Consider the following 19192-nt stretch of genomic DNA (forward strand, 5'->3'; position numbering starts at 1 on the left):
CGGTCACCTCATTCTGCTTGCTTCCGTGACCGGAGAAAACGTTTTCTCGAACCGCACTACCGTTCCATTTCCAAAGGACGATTCTACTGAGAGATTGTCCGAAAAGCTTTCCATGATCGTAAATCCCATTCCTGATCGTTCCATGAGTGGTTTTGTCGTAAACATTGGCTCCATCGCCTGTTGAACGTCAAAAATTCCTCCACCCTTATCTTCGACTGTCATCGTCACCTTATTTTCATCAATTACTGCATGGATCGTAACCATGCTTTTTCCATCATTTTCATAACCGTGGATGATGGCATTGGTGACGGCTTCCGATACGATTGTCTTGAATTCCGATATTTCTTCAAGGGTCGGGTCCAATGGCGTGATAAAACAAGTCATCGCCATCCTCGCCAGCGCTTCATTTTCTTCGATTGCAACAAATGATAATGTCATTTCATTTCTCATGTAAGACCCCTCCGATTTCACCAATTACACTGTCGACCGAGCCATGTCTGATGTTGGAACCTAAGCCGGAAAAATTGAAGATTTTCTCCATTGTCGGAGACGGGTTCAAGATTAGAGTCTCTCCATTGAACGGTGCCAAATCACGCATCCTGCCAAGTATAAGCCCGATGCCTGCGCTATCCATGAATCCGAGTCGGCTCAAGTCCCAGATGACCCCTTTCACTTTCCCTGTGAAGATTGAAGATGTGATAGTGGAACGGATCCTGTTTGCTTCAAGATTGTCCAACTCCCCTGCTAATGTTACGACCACAATGCTATCAATTTGTTTAATATCAGCCATGCTGAATCCCTCCTTCATGCAGATTAATTCAACATTGGGCAAGGGAATTCCTTTCACCTGACATAACTAGTCAGTAACTTTGTGTTTTTCCTATCTTTCGACAAAGCATTCTACCTGAAAAAGTCTATCCATTTTTAGGACGGTTTACACATGTTAGGAATAAATAGCTCACTTCTCTTTTGAATTGTAGCAATGTTGATTTTCGCTTCGGGCGGACGCTTTCTTACCTGTAGTCAAGTGTTTTACTAGTACTTTTCTACTTGAATGAAATAAAAGTGCAGAGTCTTGTCTATATACTGTTGCTTTCCGTTCCAGCGCTCGCTTTCCGCGGGCATGGCTTGAGCCAATCGAACAGCGAAGGGTTCGATTTGCCGTATTTCTGCGCTTTTGCAGAAATTAAGGCATTCTTATTCTGCTCCTTTAGGGTCGCGAAAGGCATGCGCCCTGCGGGGTCTCAAGGCTCATGCTATTCCCGCAGGAGTCGAGCACCTGCACTACAAGCAACTGGTGCCCCTACATAAATAAAAATGAATATGCCAAATAGACCCGACAAACAGTTTTTTCGCAAGGTCATATGTGCCAAGGGGCGGCCGGTGAGCCAAACGAATAGAGTAGTGTTCCATTTGCCTTAATTTGTGCGTACTTCGCAGAAATTAAGGCATCCTGGACCTTCTACTCACAGTGCTGCGTTTGCTCCCCCCCCAGATGCGCCGCCTTACGCTTCAATCAACGGAAATTCCTATTAGTCAGGAATCCTCTACAGTGATCGTAAAACGCAATCTCACATAAAAAAACTGCCTCGGAAAGTCGATTTATCGATCTTTCCGAGGCAGTCCTATGTTAAATAAGCATCAACCTGTAATCATTTCGTGGATCAAGGTTGGTTTTGCTTGTGCTTGATCTGAAATGTGGATGTGTTCTTGAATTAGTTCTATGGATTTTGCAACGTCTTCCCGGTTTGTGTGGATAATGGCAAGCGGTTCGCCAGCTGTTACTTTGTCCCCGATTTTTTTCTTCAGGACGATGCCGACAGCTAGATCGATGACGTCGTCTTTTGTTGCTCTTCCAGCTCCTAGAAGCATAGCTGCGACTCCGATTTCGTCCGCTTCCATCTTGGATATCGTTCCTGATTTTGAAGCAGGGACTTCGATTTGGAATTTTGCTGAAGGGAGCAATGATGGATCGTGGACAATCCGGGCGTCTCCGCCTTGTGCTTCGATCAATTTACCGAATAGATTCAGCGCGGAACCGTCTTTGATGACTGCTTCGAGCATTGCGCGTGCTTCTTCTACGGTTTTCGCCTTCTCGCCGGCAACGATCATTTTGCTTCCTAGGACGAGGCAAAGCTCTGTTAAGTCTTCAGGACCCTCGCCTTTCAGTGTATCGATGGCTTCTTTTACTTCAAGCGAGTTTCCAATTGCATAACCTAGAGGCTGGCTCATGTCTGAAATGACTGCCATTGTGTTTCTTCCGACTTGGCGGCCGATTGCTACCATGGAATGTGCAAGAGCTTCGGCATCTTCCAATGTCTTCATGAATGCACCATCGCCTGTTTTTACGTCCAACACGATTGCGTCCGCTCCCGCTGCTATCTTCTTGCTCATGATGGAGCTGGCAATAAGCGGTATGCTGCTGACCGTTGCTGTTACGTCCCGTAAGGAATACAAGTTTTTGTCAGCAGGCGTCAAATTGCCACTTTGTCCGATGACAGCGACCTTCAACTCATTCACTTGTTTGACGAACTGCTCCTCTGAAAGCTCGATATGGAATCCTTCGATCGCTTCAAGCTTATCAAGCGTGCCTCCTGTATGTCCAAGGCCGCGGCCGCTCATTTTTGCAACTGGCACGCCACAAGCTGCCACTAAAGGTGCCAGGATCAATGTAGTCGTATCGCCGACGCCGCCGGTTGAATGTTTGTCGACCTTCAACCCTTCAATCGCCGACAGATCAATCTGGTCGCCCGATTCAGCCATCGCAATCGTCAGGTGGCCCTGTTCCTCAGGCGTCATGCCTTGAAAATAGATCGCCATCAATAGGGCGCTCGCTTGATAATCCGGAATGGATCCGTCTGTATAGCCGTTGATGAAAAAAGTGATTTCCTCCTTGGAAAGCATTTCCCCATCTCTTTTTTTCTCGATGATATCAACCATCCTGAACACAATCATCACACCTTTTCCGTTAATGAACTTAAAAAGCTTTCTCCGAACTCTGGAGCTTTCACGTTGAAGTTATCGGCAATCGTTGCACCAATATCTGAAAATGTCTTCCGCAATGGCAATTCGCCTCCACCTTTGATAGCTGGTGAGTACATAAGCAATGGAACATACTCTCTTGTATGGTCAGTTCCGCTATGCACTGGATCATTACCATGATCTGCTGTGATGATTAACAAATCATCCTGTTTCAATGACTTGATAATTTCCGGTAAGCGCGCATCGAATTCCTGCAATGCGTTACCATAACCGATCGGATCTCTCCGATGCCCAAATAACGCATCAAAATCGACGAGATTTGTAAAGCTCAAGCCAGTAAATTCGGAATTCATAACCTCGACCAATTTGTCGACGCCGTCCATATTGCTTATCGTCCGAACTGCTTCTGTTACACCATCGCCATTGAAGATATCGGAAATTTTTCCGACGGCAATGACTGCTTTCCCAGCGTCCTTCAGTTCAGTCATGACCGTTCTTCCGAATGGCTTCAATGCATAGTCATGACGATTTGTCGTACGGGTGAAATTTCCAGGTTCTCCGACAAACGGTCTTGCGATGACGCGGCCAACTAGGAATTCAGGATCCAACGTTAGTTCACGGGCAATTTCACAAATGCGATACTGCTCTTCAATCGGAATGATCCCTTCATGAGCTGCAATTTGCAATACTGGATCTGCGGATGTATAGACGATGATCGCGCCTGTTTCCATATGTTCCGGACCTAGCTCATCAATGATTCCCGTGCCGCTCGCCGGTTTATTGCCAATCACTTTTCTCCCTGTCCGTTTTTCGAGCTCATCGATAAGCTCTTGAGGGAATCCATTCGGGTAGACTTTGAAAGGCTTAGTTATGTTCAAGCCCATCATTTCCCAATGGCCTGTCATCGTGTCTTTACCTACGGACGCTTCCTGCATCATTCCATAAATGCCGACCGGATTAGCTTCAACCGCAATGCCTTTGATTTCCTTGATGTTCGAAAGGCCAAGCCGCCCCATATTCGGCATTTTCAATCCGCCCATTTCTTCACCAATATGGCCAAGCGTATCTGCGCCTTGATCTCCGAATAAATGAGCGTCTGGCGATTCACCAATTCCAACAGAATCCAGAACGATCAAATGTATGCGTTTAAATTTCGTTTCTTCCATATCCAAACCTCCAGTAGTCATATTTCCCAAAAAGTCCACCATGTTTTCAAGCACGCGGATGGAACTTCACATAAACATCTTTTAATCTCGCTTTGCTGACGTGCGTATAAATCTGTGTCGTTGAGATGTCGGCATGTCCCAGCATTTCTTGGACAGCACGTATATCCGCCCCATTCTCAATGAGATGGGTCGCAAAAGAATGACGCAAAATATGAGGAGTCAGTACTTTTTGTATACCTGCTTCCATTGCATATCCTTTAATTATTTTCCAACATCCTTGCCGAGTCAAGCGACTCCCTCTCATGTTGACAAAAAGTGCATCTGTCCCTTTCGTTTTGGCGATGAATATAGGACGTGCTTCATGTATGTAAGTTGTACAGGCTTTCATCGCACCGCCGCCCAGCGGGATAATCCTTTCCTTTCCGCCTTTTCCGAAAACACGTACAAATCCCATGGAAATGTGAATATCGTCCACGTCCAAACCGATCAGCTCACTGACACGCATTCCGGATCCATAAAGCAATTCAAGTAGTGCAATGTCCCTTATCCCTTGTGGCTTGCTGCTTTCCGGCATGGAAATCAGTTTGTCCACTTCTTTCACGGAAAGGACTGAGGGTAGCTTTTGTTCAAGCTTTGGCATTTCCAAATGGACTGTCGGGTCTTTCGTTGTTACTTTCTCCCGTAAAAGGAACTGATGAAACGAACGAATTGAAGAGATATGCCTCGCAACGGTCCTTGACGATTTCCCTAGCTCTTTCATGCTATTCAAATAGTGCAGAATCGCGGAACGGTCAATGTCATCAACCGAGCCGACACCTGCCTTTTCCAGTTGAAGGAGATAATCGGAAAGGTCTCTTTTATAGGAAGTGACCGTGTTTTGAGACAGCTGCCGTTCCACTTTTAGAAAATGGATGTAATCTTCCAATCCAAACTTAGCATCCTCCATGCAAATCACTCCTCCAATGACAAAAAGGGACAGCTTCGCGCCATCCCCATTTCACTTTTTACTGTCATTTCCCGCGGATTTGCAACTTTCGCAAACTCCGTGGAAGGTCAACCAATGGTCTTTTACATTAAATCCATATCGGCTTTCGACAATCTTCTCGACATCGCCTAATAGATCTTCCTGTATTTCAGCGACTTTTCCACATTCAATGCAAATGAGATGATGGTGAAAACGTGATGCCCCTTCCTGACGTAAATCATAACGGGAGACGCCATCACCAAAATTAATCTTGTCGACAATCTTCAGCTCCGTCAGCAGCTCCAATGTCCGGTAGACAGTGGCAAGGCCGATTTCCGGTGCCTTCTCTTTGACAAGTAAAAAAACATCTTCAGCACTTAAATGATCTTCTTCATTCTCAAGAAGGACCAAGACCGTAGCTTCCCGCTGAGGCGTCAACTTATAGCTGGCCCCATGCAATTGCTTTTTGATCCGTTCAATCCGGCTCTCCATATGACGCCCCCCTCAACACTGAGACCATTATATCAAAGAGGCGATCTTTGTTACAACAGAAAGGAAATAGTAGACTTCCAATCGGTTAGCGAACTAGAAAATGAAAGATCGTAATCTCTACTAAAAAAATGAAGAATGCCATTCCCGCCAACACGGGAACCCCTTGTAAATTCCGCGCTTTCCTCGATACTCTGTTGAAATAAGGAGGGCTCAAAACAACACAATAAATCAGGAATAGCAGACAAGAAATAAATTGGAAAGGGAACCACCAAATTGTGTATTGCCATATTTTCATTCCCGAATAAAGGAGAAAGGACGATGACAATCCGAATATAACACATTTGATTGCACCAAAAAATAATATGGCATGTCTTGTTTTGCTATTCACAGATAGAAGGAATGTCACTACAAAAAATAACAGCAATGTTATAAAGGGTCTCCATGCGGACCCATCGGAAGTTGAAATAACTCGTGGATCGAAAAAGCCGATCCATCTTTCGGATGCTTCTATTGGGATTTCCCTGAACAACAATGCCCCGCCGATATATCCGACGGCTAGTATGATAAATAGATGGATAAAAGATAAGGAACGGACCATAGGCTTCACCTCCGCATCGTTTCTATAACGTATGCTTGTCCGTTCCAAAATAGCTCAATTATTTAAAAGTCTTTTTGCGTGAAGGATCGCGAAAGCTGTTTTGGCGTCGAAAATCCGTTGATCCAGCACCATCTCTTCCGCTTCTTCGATCGTACATTCTATTAGCTCAATGAACTCGTCTTCATCCCCTGCAGCAGGCTTGTCTATTGTATATAGTTCTTGCGCTACGAAAATATGAATGATTTCGTTTGCAAATCCGGGAGATGTTGCGAATGATTGTAGGTATTCAAATTGATTAGCTCCGTAGCCGGTCTCTTCTTCCAATTCACGAAGCGCTGTGACCCTGATATCTTCTCCAGGCTCGATCTTTCCGGCTGGAATTTCAATGATGGATCGATTTAATGCCTTTCGATATTGCTCGACAAGAACCATTTTTTCCTCATCGGTGATGGCGATGATGGCAACGGCACCTGGATGATCGATGAGCTCCCTTTTCGCCCGCTTGCCGTCGGGTAGTTCGACTTCGTCTACACGAAGGGAAATGATTTTTCCTTCAAATATTCTTTCGGATGCAACAGTCTTTTCTTCAAAACGATTCATTACGTCACTCTCCTTTTATCAACTTAAGCAACAAACTTTCCCTATTAACTTCTACATTGTACAGTTTATTTAAAGTAGATGAAAACAATTACGGAGGTGCGCCAATGAAAAAACGAGAGATTGGAAATAGCGGGATTTATGTATCTGAATTAGGACTCGGGTGCATGTCATTCCCAGACGACTTGGAAGAAGTGAAAAGCATAGTTGACATGGCGATACACGCCGGTATCAACTTCTTTGACACAGCAGACTTATATGCTGCCGGCAAAAATGAATCGCTTCTCGGTGAGGCGTTGAAAGGCAGACGTGACGATATTATTTTAGCGACTAAGGTCGGAAACCGGATGGTCCCAGGCGAAGATGGATGGCGCTGGGATGCTTCGAAAGCTTATATAATGGAAGCCGTGAAGGACAGTCTCAGACGTCTTGGCACTGACTACATCGACCTTTATCAATTGCATGGCGGTACGATGGAGGATGATGCAACGGAAACAATTGAAGCGTTTGAAGCATTGAAAAAGGAAGGGGTCATCCGGCAGTACGGCATTTCATCCATCCGACCGAATGTCATCGAACGCTTTTTATCGAACAGCTCTGCCGTTTCCATCATGATGCAATACAGCCTGCTAGATCGACGGCCGGAGGAATGGTTCCCGATGATTCGTGAAGCGGGAGCGTCCGTCATCACTCGGGGTACATTGGCAAAAGGGCTTTTGACGGATGAAGCCCCTTCTCGAGTTAGTAAGATGGACGGCTTTGTTGCGTATGATGCTGAAGACTTGAAGAGGACAGTCGGCGAATTGCATGAAACTGCCAACGATCTGCATGCGCTCGCCCTAGCATTCAACCTAAAAGAAAATGTAGTAGCTTCCGCGTTGATCGGTGCCAGCTCCAAGGATCAGCTTCTCGATTCAATCTTAGCGTATGAGAAGAAAGCCGAGCAATCCGAAATAGCCTCCATTGCGCAACTAACTGAAGTACATCAATACGAACAGCACCGGTTATGAGTCCGTAATATTGTTGTAATAAATCTGTAATGATTAGGAAACTCCTTCACGGGTATCTAACAAGTAGGCAACAATTAATGATTACACCTTGGAGGAGATTTCATTGAAACTACTTACAGAAGACAAAAAATGGTTGAAGCTTGGAGCAGCAACATTCCTTTCCGTCGGACTACTCGCAGCATGCGGTGATGGCGACGATGATACGGACGTAGATGTGAATAATCCACCAGCTGAAGTAGATGACGGCGTTAACGACGGAACAGATACAAATGTCGACCTTGATGTAGATGACGGTACAGATACTGATGCAGACTTGGATACTGACACAGATACTGACGACAGCAAATAAGCGAATGAAAAAACGAGACTCTGAATTGGAGTCTCGTTTTTTTGTTATATACTAGCTCATACTTCTTGCTCTGTTAACTGTACCTGTGCTACTTTCTTGCGCTTTTTCGAAGGAAGCATATTAAACATGATATTTAACACAATTGCTGTCAAGCTTCCGGCTACGATGCCATTGCTCGTTAACATTTGGATGCTTGCAGGAAGACTAGCGAAAATGTCTGGAACGACGGAAACGCCAAGGCCTAGGCCTACTGAACAAGCGATGATCATAGCGTTTTCCTGAGATTCGCCTACTACTTTGCTTAACATTTTAATCCCTTGTGAAATGACCATGCCGAACATTGCGACCATTGCGCCGCCCAATACGGATGTCGGGATGACGGTTGCCATCGCAGCGATTTTCGGCATAAAGCCCAATGAGACGAGCATGATGGCTGTGATTAAAATGACTTTGCGTGATTTGACACCGGACATTTGCACTAAACCGACGTTTTGTGAAAATGTCGTATATGGGAAGGCGTTGAAAATCCCACCGATCAATGAAGCCAATCCTTCGGAGCGATACCCCTTCTCCAAGTCTTTCTCAGTGATTTCCTTCTCAGTAATATCGCTTAATGCAAAATATACGCCAGTGGATTCTACCAATGAAACCATTGCGACCAACGTCATCGTTAAGATTGGAACGAGATGGAATGTCGGTGTTGCAAGATAAAAAGGAGTTAGTAAATGGAAGGCTGAAGCCTCTTTCACTGCACCGAAATCTACAATGCCAAACATCATTGCCGCTACTGTGCCTGCAGCCATTCCGAGCAGAATCGAAATGGATCGAAGGAAACCGGTTGTAAAACGGTATAGAAGAATGATGCTTAGAAGCGTTCCAAAGGAAAGAAGGATGTTCGTGCTTGAGCCGAAATCCGGAACGCCGAATCCCCCACCCATATTATTCAAAGCAACGGGTATTAACGTGATTCCGATAATCGTTACGACTGAACCCGTCACGACTGGTGGGAAGAACTTGATCAGCTTGCCGAAAAACGTACTGATAAGAACGATGATTAATCCAGAAGCGATGACCGCCCCATAAATCGCTGAAATTCCATAGTTGCCGCCGATGGAAATCATCGGACCGACCGCCGTGAACGTACATCCGAGCACGACAGGCAACCCAATTCCGAAAAATTTATTGTTCATGATTTGCAGAATTGTCGCGATTCCGCACATGAGAATATCGATGGATACAAGGTATGTCAATTGAGTAGAAGTTAAGCCGATTGCCTGTCCTACAATTAGCGGGACAAGAATCGCACCCGCATACATGGCAAGTAAATGTTGAAAACCTAATACGACCGATTTCATAATGAAGTACCTTCTTCCCTGAATTCGACTTTTCCATCTTCAAGCGATTCGAGAATTGCCAATGATTCAACCCGAATCCCTTTTTCCCGGATCATTGCGCCCCCTGGCTGGAAGCCTTTTTCGATTACGATGCCGACACCGACGAGTTCCGCTTCCGCCTGCTCTACGATATCGAGAAGCCCGAGGACTGCTTGTCCATTGGCAAGGAAATCATCTAAGACTAAAACCTTGTCCCCTTTTTTCAAGAAGTCCTTAGAAACGGAGATTTCATTCGTTTCATTTTTCGTGAAGGAATGAACGTCAGCTGTATATAAATTTTCGCTCATCGTCAATGATTTGCGTTTACGGGCAAAAATCGCAGGTACCCCGAGTACTAAGCCTGTCATCATTGCAGGGGCAATTCCCGATGATTCAATGGAAAGCACTTTTGTCACTCCGTCCACTTTGAACCGTTCTGCGAATTCCTCTCCGACCGCTTTCATAAGCGGAGGATCGATTTGATGATTCAAAAACGAATCCACTTTTAATACTTGATCGGAAAGCACTTTCCCATCCTGCATGATTTTCTCCTGTAGCTGCTTCAACATGATGCTCCTCCTTTTTCATTCACGATCAGAAGGAATTAAAAAACCCCCAATGACCGTGCATCCATTCAATACATGAGTGGAGCAAGGTCATCCGGGGTTTGAGTTAACCGAATGAATAAAAAAGCCGCATGCATAAATGCATGTTACTTTTTCTACTTTGCTTCTCATAGTCGATCCATTTACGGTGGAACGGTAGAAACTTGCAGGCCATATCCCTGCGATTATATGAGTGGATGTTATAGTAATTAGGTTTTAATTATATCATGCATAGGACAGGTTACAATGGTTTTTTATCGTTAAAATATGTTAAATCTATGAACGAAAATACTTTAAAGGATACAAAGAAGGATAATCTACTTAAATATTGATTTATCTGGTAGTTAATTCACAATTCATATTATTTATTTTACTTATTTATAACGATTATTTCAACATAATTAACAATATTTCAGTAATATTAATTACCTCGCAATCTAGTTTATCATTCAACTTTCAGGGTTATAGATGGACTGTAGGCCACTACAAATATATCAACGAATAGGAGAGATATTTATTATGGCTAAAAACAACAATAACAACTCTAACAACAATCGCGCGAAAATGTCTTTGGAAGAAGCTGGACGTAAAGGCGGAGAAGCTACTGCAAGAAACCATGACAGAGATTTCTATGAAAAAATTGGACGTAAAGGCGGAGAAGCCACAGCACAAAATCATGACAGAGATTTCTATGAGGAAATCGGACGCAAAGGCGGAGAAGCTACCGCGAAAAATCATGATAGAGATTTCTATGAAGAGATCGGCAGAAAAGGCGGAGAAGCCCGCGCTCAACAAAACGATAACAACAATAGCAACCGTTAATGGATGATTAGCTCTCCAATAACAATATGAACAAAGCAGCTGGATGCGGTTTTTCATCAACCGCTTCCAGCTGCTTTGTCGATTTTTACATAATATCCATCTCTAGAACGATCGGACAATGGTCACTTCCCATCACCTCGGCATGAATATCCGCTGTTTTCAAAGACGGCAGCAGACAATCCGATATGAGGAAATAGTCGATCCGCCAACCGATATTCCTAGCTCTCACATCTCGCATATAGGACCACCATGTGTAAGCGCCTTCGACTTCGGGGTTCAATTGACGGTATGTATCAATGAACCCTTTATCTAGTAATGCCGTAAATTCTCCTCTTTCCTCAATTGTGAAGCCTGAATTTCCGACGTTCGATTTGAAGTTACGTATATCAATATCTTGATGGGCAACATTTAAATCTCCACAAAGGATGACAGATTTTTTGTTTTTCAATTGAATCAGGTACTCCCTCATTCTACTTTCCCAATCCAACCGTACAGGAAGGCGGGCCAAATCCCGTTGCGCATTTGGCGCGTACACATTCACCAAGTAAAATTGAGGGAATTCCAGCGTTAAAATCCGGCCTTCATCTTCAGTTTCTGAATCCCCTACTCCATATGTTACGGCAATCGGCTCTTCTTTCGTGAAGACGGCGGTACCCGAATAGCCTTTTTTCATTGCATAGTTCCAGTACTGATGGTACCCTTCTAGCTCAAGCTCGATCTGACCGCTTTGCAGTTTCGTCTCCTGGATGCAGAATATATCGGCATCCTGGTCTTTGAAATAATCCAGAAACCCTTTCCGGACGCAAGCTCGTAACCCATTGACATTCCATGAGATCAGTTTCATGCTAAAAACTCCTTCATCACACAATACTTTTCATTGTACTAAAAAAGGGAGTATCCTCAAAGAATAATAGCTGCAGGATACGCGAGGAGTTCTCGTTAAGTCTTTTGGAGTGCTCGTTTTTCCATGAAAAGTTCTCGTTCAACCTTGAATAGTTCTCGTTAAGTCGCTCAGAGTTCTCGTTAACGTATCAAAAGTTCTCATTCTTGTTGGAAGAGTTCTCGTTATGGCCGCCCGTGACAAAAAGAGCTGTCCGGACGACTTCCCGGACAGCTTCTATACATGATTATATTATTATGCATTCAATGCAACTGCAATTTGTGCACCGACAACTGCATTGTTTTTCACTAATGCGATATTCGCATCTAGGCTGCGGCCTTCTGTCAGGTCTTTCACTTTGCCTAACATGAATGGTGTAACGTCTTTCCCGGCGATGTGAAGCTCTTCCGCTTCTTTAAGCGCAGCTTCGATGATGCCGTCAATAAACGACTTGTCCATTGCATCAGCTTCCGGAATTGGGTTAGCGATGACTGCGCCGCCTTTCAATCCGAGGTCCCATTTTACGCGAAGCATGTCAGCGACCGTCTCCGGTTTGTCAGCACGGATATTCAGTCCGAAATCACTCTCGCGTGTAAAGAATGCTGGAAGGACATCTGTGCCGTAACCGACAACTGGAACGCCGTTCGTTTCCAAATACTCAAGCGTCAAGCCAAGGTCAAGGATGGATTTTGCACCAGCACAAATGACAGCAACATCTGTTTGCGCAAGCTCTTCCAAATCTGCAGAAATATCCATTGTCGTTTCAGCACCTCGATGGACGCCACCGATTCCACCAGTTACGAAAATTTTGATGTCTGCAAGTGCTGCACAGATCATCGTAGCGGCAACTGTAGTCGCTCCTAGCTGCTTCGTAGCGATTAAGTACGCAAGATCCCTTCTCGATGCTTTTGCGACGCCTTGGCTATTTCCGAACATCTCAAGCTCTTCGTCAGAAAGGCCGATTTTAATTTTCCCATCGATGATGGCGATTGTCGCAGGAACAGCCCCGTTATCGCGGATGATTTGCTCTACTTCGCGGGCAGTTTTCACGTTTTGCGGATACGGCATTCCGTGTGAAATGATTGTGGATTCCAAAGCGACAATCGGTTTTCCTGCCGCCATAGCTTCTTGCACTTCGTTTGAATACGTTAGATATTGTTTCATTGTAATTCCTCCAATTCTTTTTTGAGAAGTTCTTTTGTCAGTTCAGGTCTTACTGTAAAGGAGCTTTCCAACGTTTTGGCCGCATTTAACAATCCCATACGGACATTTTCGTTTAATGTTTCCCCTATCAAATGTCCATGAAGCAATCCAGATACGAATGCATCCCCTGCACCAGTTACATCCTCAACATGCACGTCTTCCACTGCAGGGAAGTGAATCGGTTCTTCGCCCGCACTCGCAGCCATGATTCCTCTCGACCCAGAAGTGACGACGACATTTTCAGCGCCAAACGCAAGCAATTCCTGGACAGCTTTCTTCCAATCCCCGTCATTGTCAATCGACCGGCCTGTGTACGTCTCCGCTTCATCCTGATTGCAGATGAACCATGTGACACCTTTCAGATCACTCGGCATCCTGTTCATTTTCGGTGAAGAGACAGGAATGATAACGAGTGGATTTCCTTTTTGGCTCGCCAGTTTTTTTATATAATCGACGGATTCCTTCGGACAGTTCAAATCGATAATAATCATCGCAGCGTTTGAGATCACTCTCGATTTTTCTTCCAAGTAGACTGGGGTCAAATAATCATAGATTTCCATATTCGCCAAAGCTATGACAAGCTCTCCGTCGTGATCCAATACAGCCGAATAGGAACCAGTTGATTTCCCGATCAATTGACCAACGTCCGTTACATCCATATGCGAAGATGATTCCCGTACAATCACGTCCCAGTCACTATCATTTCCTGCAACCGTTAGAAGCCGGACATTGTGGTCGAGCCGACCTAAATTCTCCGCAATATTTCGGGCAACGCCCCCAACTGAAACTGTCATGGAGGCCGGATTGGAAGTTCCAAGTTGTGTTTCTTCATTTATGTGGAATTTCCGGTCTATGTTCGCTCCACCTATGCAAATGATTTCCTTTTCTTCGGGAAGAATATATGCCCGTCCTGAAATCCTTCCCTGTTTAATTAAACCGGAAATGATATTCGCCAAGGACGGTCTGGAAACTCGGAGGGCATCCGCCATTTCCTGTTGTGATAAATAAGGGTTGGCTCGAATTAAGTCAAGAACAGCCCTTTCCTTTTCATTCAATTCCATCACCCTTTAAACATTTGTTTTAATTGTAAACTTTTGTTTGGCCGATTGCAACAAAAAAATAGTACTTGTTCAGTTACATTTCCAACTCGTCATCATCTTGCACACTTATTGCTTTTTCGATTTCATACAAAGATAGGTCGATATCGACTTTATTCCCAATAGCAATACTCGCCAGCTGCTTTCCGAGATACGGACCGACCGTTAGTCCTGAAGCACCTAAACCGTTTGCAAATAGCAGCTCAGGATAGCCCGGCACTTCCCCGATGACAGGCAGGAAACCTGGTGTGAACGGCCGAACACCGACACGAACTTCTTCAAATATTGCTTCCTTCAAACCAGGTGCCACTTTCAAAGCTTTATCCAGTACCTCATGAATACCACCAGCTGTCGGGTTACCCATTATGTCCGCATCCACCTCATCTTCATGAGTTGCCCCAACGATCACTTTCCCATTATCTGACGGCAAAATATATTGATCGGTTGTAGGCATGATGACCGGCCAACGGGATGTGTCATGCCCGTACATATGTAAATGGACGATTTGCGCCTTTTGCCCGGTAACCTGTACATTCAACTTGAGCGGTTTCAATAATTCACCAGCCCACGCACCAGCCGCAATAATCACTTTCGATGCCAATATCAATTCCCGGTTGACATAGATGCCTGCAACCTTTCCTTCTTCTACAGCAAGCGTTGCGGAGCCATGTATAAGGGTGGCTCCGTTTTTTTCAGAAGCATTGAGCAGTGCCTTTCTCAGCGCCCTGCCATCGACCCGAGCAGCTCCTTCTACGTGTACAGATGAGAAACCTTCTTCTAAAAGAGGGAACAGAGTTGATGTTGCACGTTCATGCAACAGTGTTACTTCCCCTATTTCAGGAGCTTCTTCCCTTCTCTCCAAAGCGCGTGCTTCCATCTTCTCAAGCTTAGCCCATTCCGTATGCAAACTGATCGCACCGACTTTCCGATAACCAGTTTCGCCCTCGCCATCTTCTTTCAACCGTAGAATCATTTCAGGATAATAGGATGCTCCTCCTTTTGCCAAAGCATACCAAGCTTTATTTCTACGCTGCGATAACCACGGGCAAATGATTCCGGCAGCCGCATCCGTCGCCTGTCCTTTGTCAATTCGGTCGACGAGAACCACTTCCGCTCCCTGCTTTGCCAAGTGATAAGCTGTGGATGCGCCAAGAATTCCTCCACCGATAACAATGATCCGTTCCATGTCAAACACCTTTTTCTATTTTAGTTCTATTGTACAAGCGGGAAAACATACATACAATCAAGCCAACTTGTAACCGTTTTCAAAATCGTAACAATAATATAATAACTTGACTCTTCCATTTTTCTAAAAATGCAGTATACTTATTCTATTCAATAATAAATGGTCTTTAAGACTATTCATAAGGAGATTTGATCCGAATGACAAGAACACCCATCCAGATTAAACTAAGCGATTCTAAAAAAGAAAAGCCAAATCCCGAGCATCTCGTATTCGGCAGAAGTTTCACCGACCATATGTTTGTTGCGGATTTTGATGAAGGAAGAGGTTGGCATAGCCACCGAATAGTCCCTTACGCTCCAGTCACATTAGATCCTGCTTCCATCGTCTTGCATTACGGGCAAACGGTATTCGAAGGCATGAAAGCATATCGCTCAGCAGAAGATGGTACTGTGCGGTTATTCCGTCCTGAGGAGAATATGAAAAGGCTTAATCTTTCATTGGATCGGCTTTGTATGCCCCGAATCGATGAAGATGCAGCATTGAATGCATTGACACAGCTCATTCATATTGAAAAGGACTGGATACCGACGTTGGAAGGCACCTCTTTGTACATACGACCTTTCGTCATAGCAAATGAAGCATTCCTAGGTGTTGCTCCTGCGAGAAAATATCAGTTCTTCATCATCCTATCTCCAGTAGGTTCCTATTATAAAGAAGGCATTCATCCGGTAAAAATCCTTGTAGAAAACGAATTTGTCAGAGCGGTGAAAGGCGGTACAGGCGGCGCGAAAACTGCAGGCAATTATGCGGCGGGCCTAAAAGCCCAGCAAGTTGCAGATCAGCGGGGCTATTCACAAGTGCTCTGGTTGGACGGCGTCGAACGGAAATATGTCGAAGAAGTGGGAAGCATGAATATCTTCTTCAAAATTGATGGCGAAATCATTACCCCTGCTATCAACGGAAGTATTTTGGAAGGAATTACGCGGAAATCGATTTTGCAGCTTTTGCGGCATTGGGATATTCCTGTTTCAGAACGAAAAATAGGAATGGATGAAATTAGGGCAGCCTATAATGAAGGAAAGCTTGAGGAAGTCTTCGGAACAGGAACGGCGGCTGTCATCTCTCCTGTCGGTGAATTGAATTGGGATGGCTACAAGATGGTCGTTAACAACTGTGAAACAGGTCCATTGGCGAAGCGTCTATTCGACACCCTTTCCAACATTCAGGCTGGACATGAAGCTGATCCATTCAATTGGATAGTGGAATTGAAAAGCCAACTTGTAAAATTGGCGTAACAAGAAAAGACATACCACAAATCGCGGTATGTCTTTCTTTACGCTATATTTTGATAACGATTCAGTAAAGAATCCAATTCTTGGCTGCATGCTACAACTGCTGGATGAGTAAATCCACGGTCTTTTGCTATCTTGACCATCTTCGATCTTTTCATGTGGATCTTAAAAGATAAAAGCTGTTTTCCTATCAATCGCATCGCGCATTTCCTCCGTCAATTTTTTTACCTTTGCCTATCATAATGTAGACCGTTTAAAAAAAATGTCGAATTGTGTGTTAAATTCTTGAAATAAAACACTTGTCACAGATTTGTCACAATAGAAAGGAAGAGGTATGCATAAACTACCCCTTCCTGTCGTCCTTTAAACCTTTAAATGGTAATCAAACGATTATTTAATTTTTATTTAGCTTCTGGGAACATCCGATTAATACTCGTTGTAAATTCTTCAAAGAACCCTTCGGCCGGTTCTCCTGCACGGAGCTGATTTCCATATTCAGTGAAACGCTTGGCGACATCCGGGTTGAACGACACGTATACATTGTTGAAATCGTTATGCATGCGTCGGACCTCATCGGCTACCTTCTTTTTTAAATCTTCATTCTCGTTAACGCCTTCCTTTAAAGCGACACCGACATAAGCATTTTGGTCAGTTACAAGAACGTTTGCAGCTGACACTTCTTCCATCGCTGTAATCTTTTCCGCTGCGTCATCTGCCACTTCCACTTTTGATTGGCCGTTGTTAGTGGTCGTATTATCATTGTTTCCTTGAGCAGATTCTCCAACACCGGTATTTTCCGAAGCATTGTTATTGCCGTTTGTCGTATTTCCATTCGTGTTGTTATTGTCCTTGTTGTTAGCACACCCAACTATAGCAAGCATGAGTAGCAACGAGAGAGAAATCGCTAATTTTTTCATCCTTTTCACTCCTTGTCATATGGTCAGCAATAGAGTGTGTAAGATTCGCTCTTCTATTCGTCACTTTTCTTTTTAGATAAAGAAAAACCGGATGGACAAAACCACCCGGCAATCAAAATTTCAATATTTTGTGCCGTTATCCCCAAATTCATCGAGCAACTCGGCAAAGCTTTTGTTCTTCTCACGTTCGATACGTTCGCGTCGAATCATCTCTTGACGCTCCGCTTCTTCCGCCTCGGCTTTTGCCGTCATTTCCTTCTTGGCGGCTTTCAATTTTACTAATATATCATTATCAAGCGTCTCAGAGAGCGTCGCTTTTTCATCTTCGCGTTTTATTGGAGTTGCTGGCCTTGATTTTTTCTTTGCCATTCAGTACACCTTCTTTCCTTAAGGACGTCGAACGATTGTGGCGACGCCTTGTCCGCCCCCGATGCACAATGTAGCAAGACCCGTTTTGGCATCGCGACGCTTCATTTCATGCAACAACGTGACAAGTATCCGCGCACCGCTTGCGCCGATCGGATGGCCCAGAGCGATTGCGCCTCCGTTGACATTCAATTTTTCCTTATCGAACTTCAGCTCGCGATCAACTGCAAGTGATTGTGCCGCAAATGCTTCATTTGCTTCAATCAAGTCGATATCAGCCAGATTCATTCCTGATTTTTTGAGTACATTTTTTACTGCTTGCACAGGTCCGATGCCCATGACTGACGGATCGACTCCTGCATTTGCGTTAGCGGTCAAGATTGCTAACGGTTCAATGCCGAGTTCTTCCGCCTTCACTCGTGACATAATGACAAACGCAGCTGCTCCATCATTAATGCCTGAAGCATTGCCTGCTGTTACACTGCCGTCCTTTTTAAATGCTGGACGTAATTTCCCTAATTTATCGGTTGTCGTTCCTGCTTTTACATATTCGTCTGTATCAAACACGATCGGATCGCCTTTACGTTGAGGAATTTCCACAGGAATTATTTCATCTTTGAATTTGCCGTTTTCAATCGCAGCTGCTGCCTTCTCTTGAGAAGCAGCCGAAAATGCATCTTGTTCTTCCCTTGTAATCGAATAGCGGTCACAAAGATTTTCCGCCGTGATTCCCATATGATAGTCATTGAATGCGCACCAAAGTCCGTCAGAAATCATACTGTCGACGAGTTTCTGATCACCCATCTTGAAGCCTTCCCTTGGATTGCGAAGTAAAAATGGTGCTTGGCTCATATTTTCCATCCCGCCTGCGACGACGATATCCGCATCACCTGCAAGTATCGCTTGTCTAGCCAAATGAACCGCTTTCAAGCCGGAACCGCATACTTTATTGATCGTCATGGCAGGGACCGTTTCAGGAAGTCCGCCTTTAATTGCCGCTTGCCGGGCCGGATTTTGACCTAGACCTGCTTGCAGTACATTCCCCATAATTACTTCATCCACATCTTCCGCCTTCACTCCCGAACGCGAAAGTGCTTCCTTAATGACAATTCCGCCGAGCTCTGAGGCGGAGACGTCCTTCAAAGATCCTAAAAAAGACCCGATTGCCGTACGTACGGCGCTTACAATCACTACTTCGTTTGACATAATGTTTCCCCCTATCCCTTGTTTGCATTTTCATAAATTCAGAGATTTCTTCATTCTTCGTTTCCATTCAACGCATCCCTTCAGTAC

General features: G+C 44.5%; 21 protein-coding genes and 1 riboswitch. Of the genes, 4 read left to right on the plus strand and 17 right to left on the minus strand.

Features of this window, described 5'->3' with window-relative positions:
- Positions 1-3 precede the first annotated feature (3 nt).
- The 7 genes from spoIIAB to M3152_RS08510 all read right to left on the minus strand — a co-directional run bounded on the left by spoIIAB (position 4) and on the right by M3152_RS08510 (position 6802).
- Positions 4-450, minus strand: coding sequence for an anti-sigma F factor (spoIIAB, locus tag M3152_RS08480; protein WP_251624179.1), 447 nt, complete (start codon positions 448-450; stop codon positions 4-6).
- Positions 440-790, minus strand: a complete 351-nt coding sequence (locus M3152_RS08485) for an anti-sigma factor antagonist (RefSeq protein ID WP_251694712.1) — start codon at positions 788-790, stop codon at positions 440-442. Before M3152_RS08485 ends, spoIIAB begins: the two co-directional genes overlap by 11 nt.
- 851 nt (positions 791-1641) lie before the next feature.
- On the minus strand, positions 1642-2940 hold the full coding sequence (locus M3152_RS08490) for a pyrimidine-nucleoside phosphorylase (RefSeq protein WP_251695292.1): 1299 nt from the start codon (positions 2938-2940) through the stop codon (positions 1642-1644).
- A gap of 14 nt (positions 2941-2954) precedes the next feature.
- Entirely contained in the window at positions 2955-4148 is a 1194-nt protein-coding gene (gene deoB, locus M3152_RS08495; RefSeq protein WP_251694713.1) for a phosphopentomutase, read from the minus strand.
- Between the two features lie 46 nt (positions 4149-4194).
- Entirely contained in the window at positions 4195-5094 is a 900-nt protein-coding gene (gene xerD / locus M3152_RS08500) for a site-specific tyrosine recombinase XerD (RefSeq protein WP_251694714.1), read from the minus strand.
- 51 nt (positions 5095-5145) lie between these two features.
- On the minus strand, positions 5146-5604 hold the full coding sequence (locus M3152_RS08505) for a Fur family transcriptional regulator (RefSeq protein WP_251694715.1): 459 nt from the start codon (positions 5602-5604) through the stop codon (positions 5146-5148).
- Positions 5605-6256: 652 nt separating this feature from the next.
- Positions 6257-6802 carry an NUDIX hydrolase gene (locus M3152_RS08510; RefSeq protein WP_251694716.1) on the minus strand — a complete coding sequence of 182 codons (546 nt, stop codon included), beginning with the start codon at positions 6800-6802 and terminating at the stop codon, positions 6257-6259.
- 104 nt (positions 6803-6906) lie between these two features.
- On the opposite strand from M3152_RS08510, the gene M3152_RS08515 reads away from it, so the two are divergent.
- Together M3152_RS08515 and M3152_RS08520 are read left to right on the plus strand one after the other, a co-directional pair.
- Complete coding sequence (locus M3152_RS08515; RefSeq protein ID WP_251694717.1) at positions 6907-7809, plus strand: aldo/keto reductase; 903 nt, start codon at positions 6907-6909, stop codon at positions 7807-7809.
- Between the two features lie 103 nt (positions 7810-7912).
- Entirely contained in the window at positions 7913-8158 is a 246-nt protein-coding gene (locus tag M3152_RS08520; RefSeq protein WP_251694718.1) for a DNA primase, read from the plus strand.
- 56 nt (positions 8159-8214) lie between these two features.
- Here M3152_RS08520 and M3152_RS08525 read toward each other — a convergent pair whose 3' ends face one another.
- Positions 8215-9513: a nucleobase:cation symporter-2 family protein gene (locus tag M3152_RS08525; protein WP_251694719.1), complete on the minus strand. Its 1299-nt coding sequence runs from the start codon at positions 9511-9513 to the stop codon at positions 8215-8217.
- Positions 9510-10097, minus strand: a complete 588-nt coding sequence (locus M3152_RS08530; RefSeq protein ID WP_251695293.1) for a xanthine phosphoribosyltransferase — start codon at positions 10095-10097, stop codon at positions 9510-9512. The genes M3152_RS08525 and M3152_RS08530 overlap by 4 nt, the downstream gene beginning before the upstream one ends.
- A gap of 150 nt (positions 10098-10247) precedes the next feature.
- Positions 10248-10349, minus strand: a riboswitch (purine riboswitch).
- 306 nt (positions 10350-10655) lie between these two features.
- Between M3152_RS08530 and M3152_RS08535 the strand changes: the two genes are divergently transcribed.
- Positions 10656-10958 (plus strand): KGG domain-containing protein, encoded by a 303-nt coding sequence (locus M3152_RS08535; protein WP_251694720.1) that lies wholly within the window; start codon positions 10656-10658, stop codon positions 10956-10958.
- An 85-nt stretch (positions 10959-11043) separates the two neighbouring features.
- Here M3152_RS08535 and M3152_RS08540 read toward each other — a convergent pair whose 3' ends face one another.
- From M3152_RS08540 to M3152_RS08555, 4 genes are all read right to left on the minus strand, one after another.
- Complete coding sequence (locus M3152_RS08540) at positions 11044-11802, minus strand: exodeoxyribonuclease III (RefSeq protein ID WP_251694721.1); 759 nt, start codon at positions 11800-11802, stop codon at positions 11044-11046.
- A 291-nt stretch (positions 11803-12093) separates the two neighbouring features.
- Positions 12094-13002, minus strand: coding sequence for a pseudouridine-5'-phosphate glycosidase (locus tag M3152_RS08545; protein WP_251694722.1), 909 nt, complete (start codon positions 13000-13002; stop codon positions 12094-12096).
- Positions 12999-14096 (minus strand): carbohydrate kinase, encoded by a 1098-nt coding sequence (locus M3152_RS08550; protein WP_251694723.1) that lies wholly within the window; start codon positions 14094-14096, stop codon positions 12999-13001. Before M3152_RS08550 ends, M3152_RS08545 begins: the two co-directional genes overlap by 4 nt.
- A gap of 79 nt (positions 14097-14175) precedes the next feature.
- The gene (locus tag M3152_RS08555; RefSeq protein ID WP_251694724.1) at positions 14176-15324 is read right to left on the minus strand and encodes an NAD(P)/FAD-dependent oxidoreductase; all 1149 of its coding nucleotides are present in this window, start codon (positions 15322-15324) and stop codon (positions 14176-14178) included.
- A gap of 197 nt (positions 15325-15521) precedes the next feature.
- Between M3152_RS08555 and M3152_RS08560 the strand changes: the two genes are divergently transcribed.
- Positions 15522-16619 carry a branched-chain amino acid aminotransferase gene (locus M3152_RS08560; protein WP_251694725.1) on the plus strand — a complete coding sequence of 366 codons (1098 nt, stop codon included), beginning with the start codon at positions 15522-15524 and terminating at the stop codon, positions 16617-16619.
- A 38-nt stretch (positions 16620-16657) separates the two neighbouring features.
- On the opposite strand, the gene M3152_RS08565 is transcribed toward M3152_RS08560, so the two are convergent.
- The 4 genes from M3152_RS08565 to M3152_RS08580 all read right to left on the minus strand — a co-directional run bounded on the left by M3152_RS08565 (position 16658) and on the right by M3152_RS08580 (position 19108).
- Positions 16658-16816 (minus strand): aspartyl-phosphate phosphatase Spo0E family protein, encoded by a 159-nt coding sequence (locus tag M3152_RS08565; protein ID WP_251694726.1) that lies wholly within the window; start codon positions 16814-16816, stop codon positions 16658-16660.
- 201 nt (positions 16817-17017) lie between these two features.
- The gene (locus M3152_RS08570) at positions 17018-17533 is read right to left on the minus strand and encodes a YhcN/YlaJ family sporulation lipoprotein (protein ID WP_251694727.1); all 516 of its coding nucleotides are present in this window, start codon (positions 17531-17533) and stop codon (positions 17018-17020) included.
- A 120-nt stretch (positions 17534-17653) separates the two neighbouring features.
- Positions 17654-17902 (minus strand): YqkE family protein, encoded by a 249-nt coding sequence (locus tag M3152_RS08575; protein WP_251694728.1) that lies wholly within the window; start codon positions 17900-17902, stop codon positions 17654-17656.
- 18 nt (positions 17903-17920) lie between these two features.
- A complete protein-coding gene (locus M3152_RS08580; protein WP_316044294.1) occupies positions 17921-19108 on the minus strand; it encodes an acetyl-CoA C-acetyltransferase in 1188 nt (395 codons plus the stop codon).
- Positions 19109-19192 lie beyond the last annotated feature (84 nt).

The sequence above is a fragment of the Sporosarcina luteola genome, assembly GCF_023715245.1.
In the GTDB taxonomy this organism is placed as follows: domain Bacteria; phylum Bacillota; class Bacilli; order Bacillales_A; family Planococcaceae; genus Sporosarcina; species Sporosarcina luteola_C.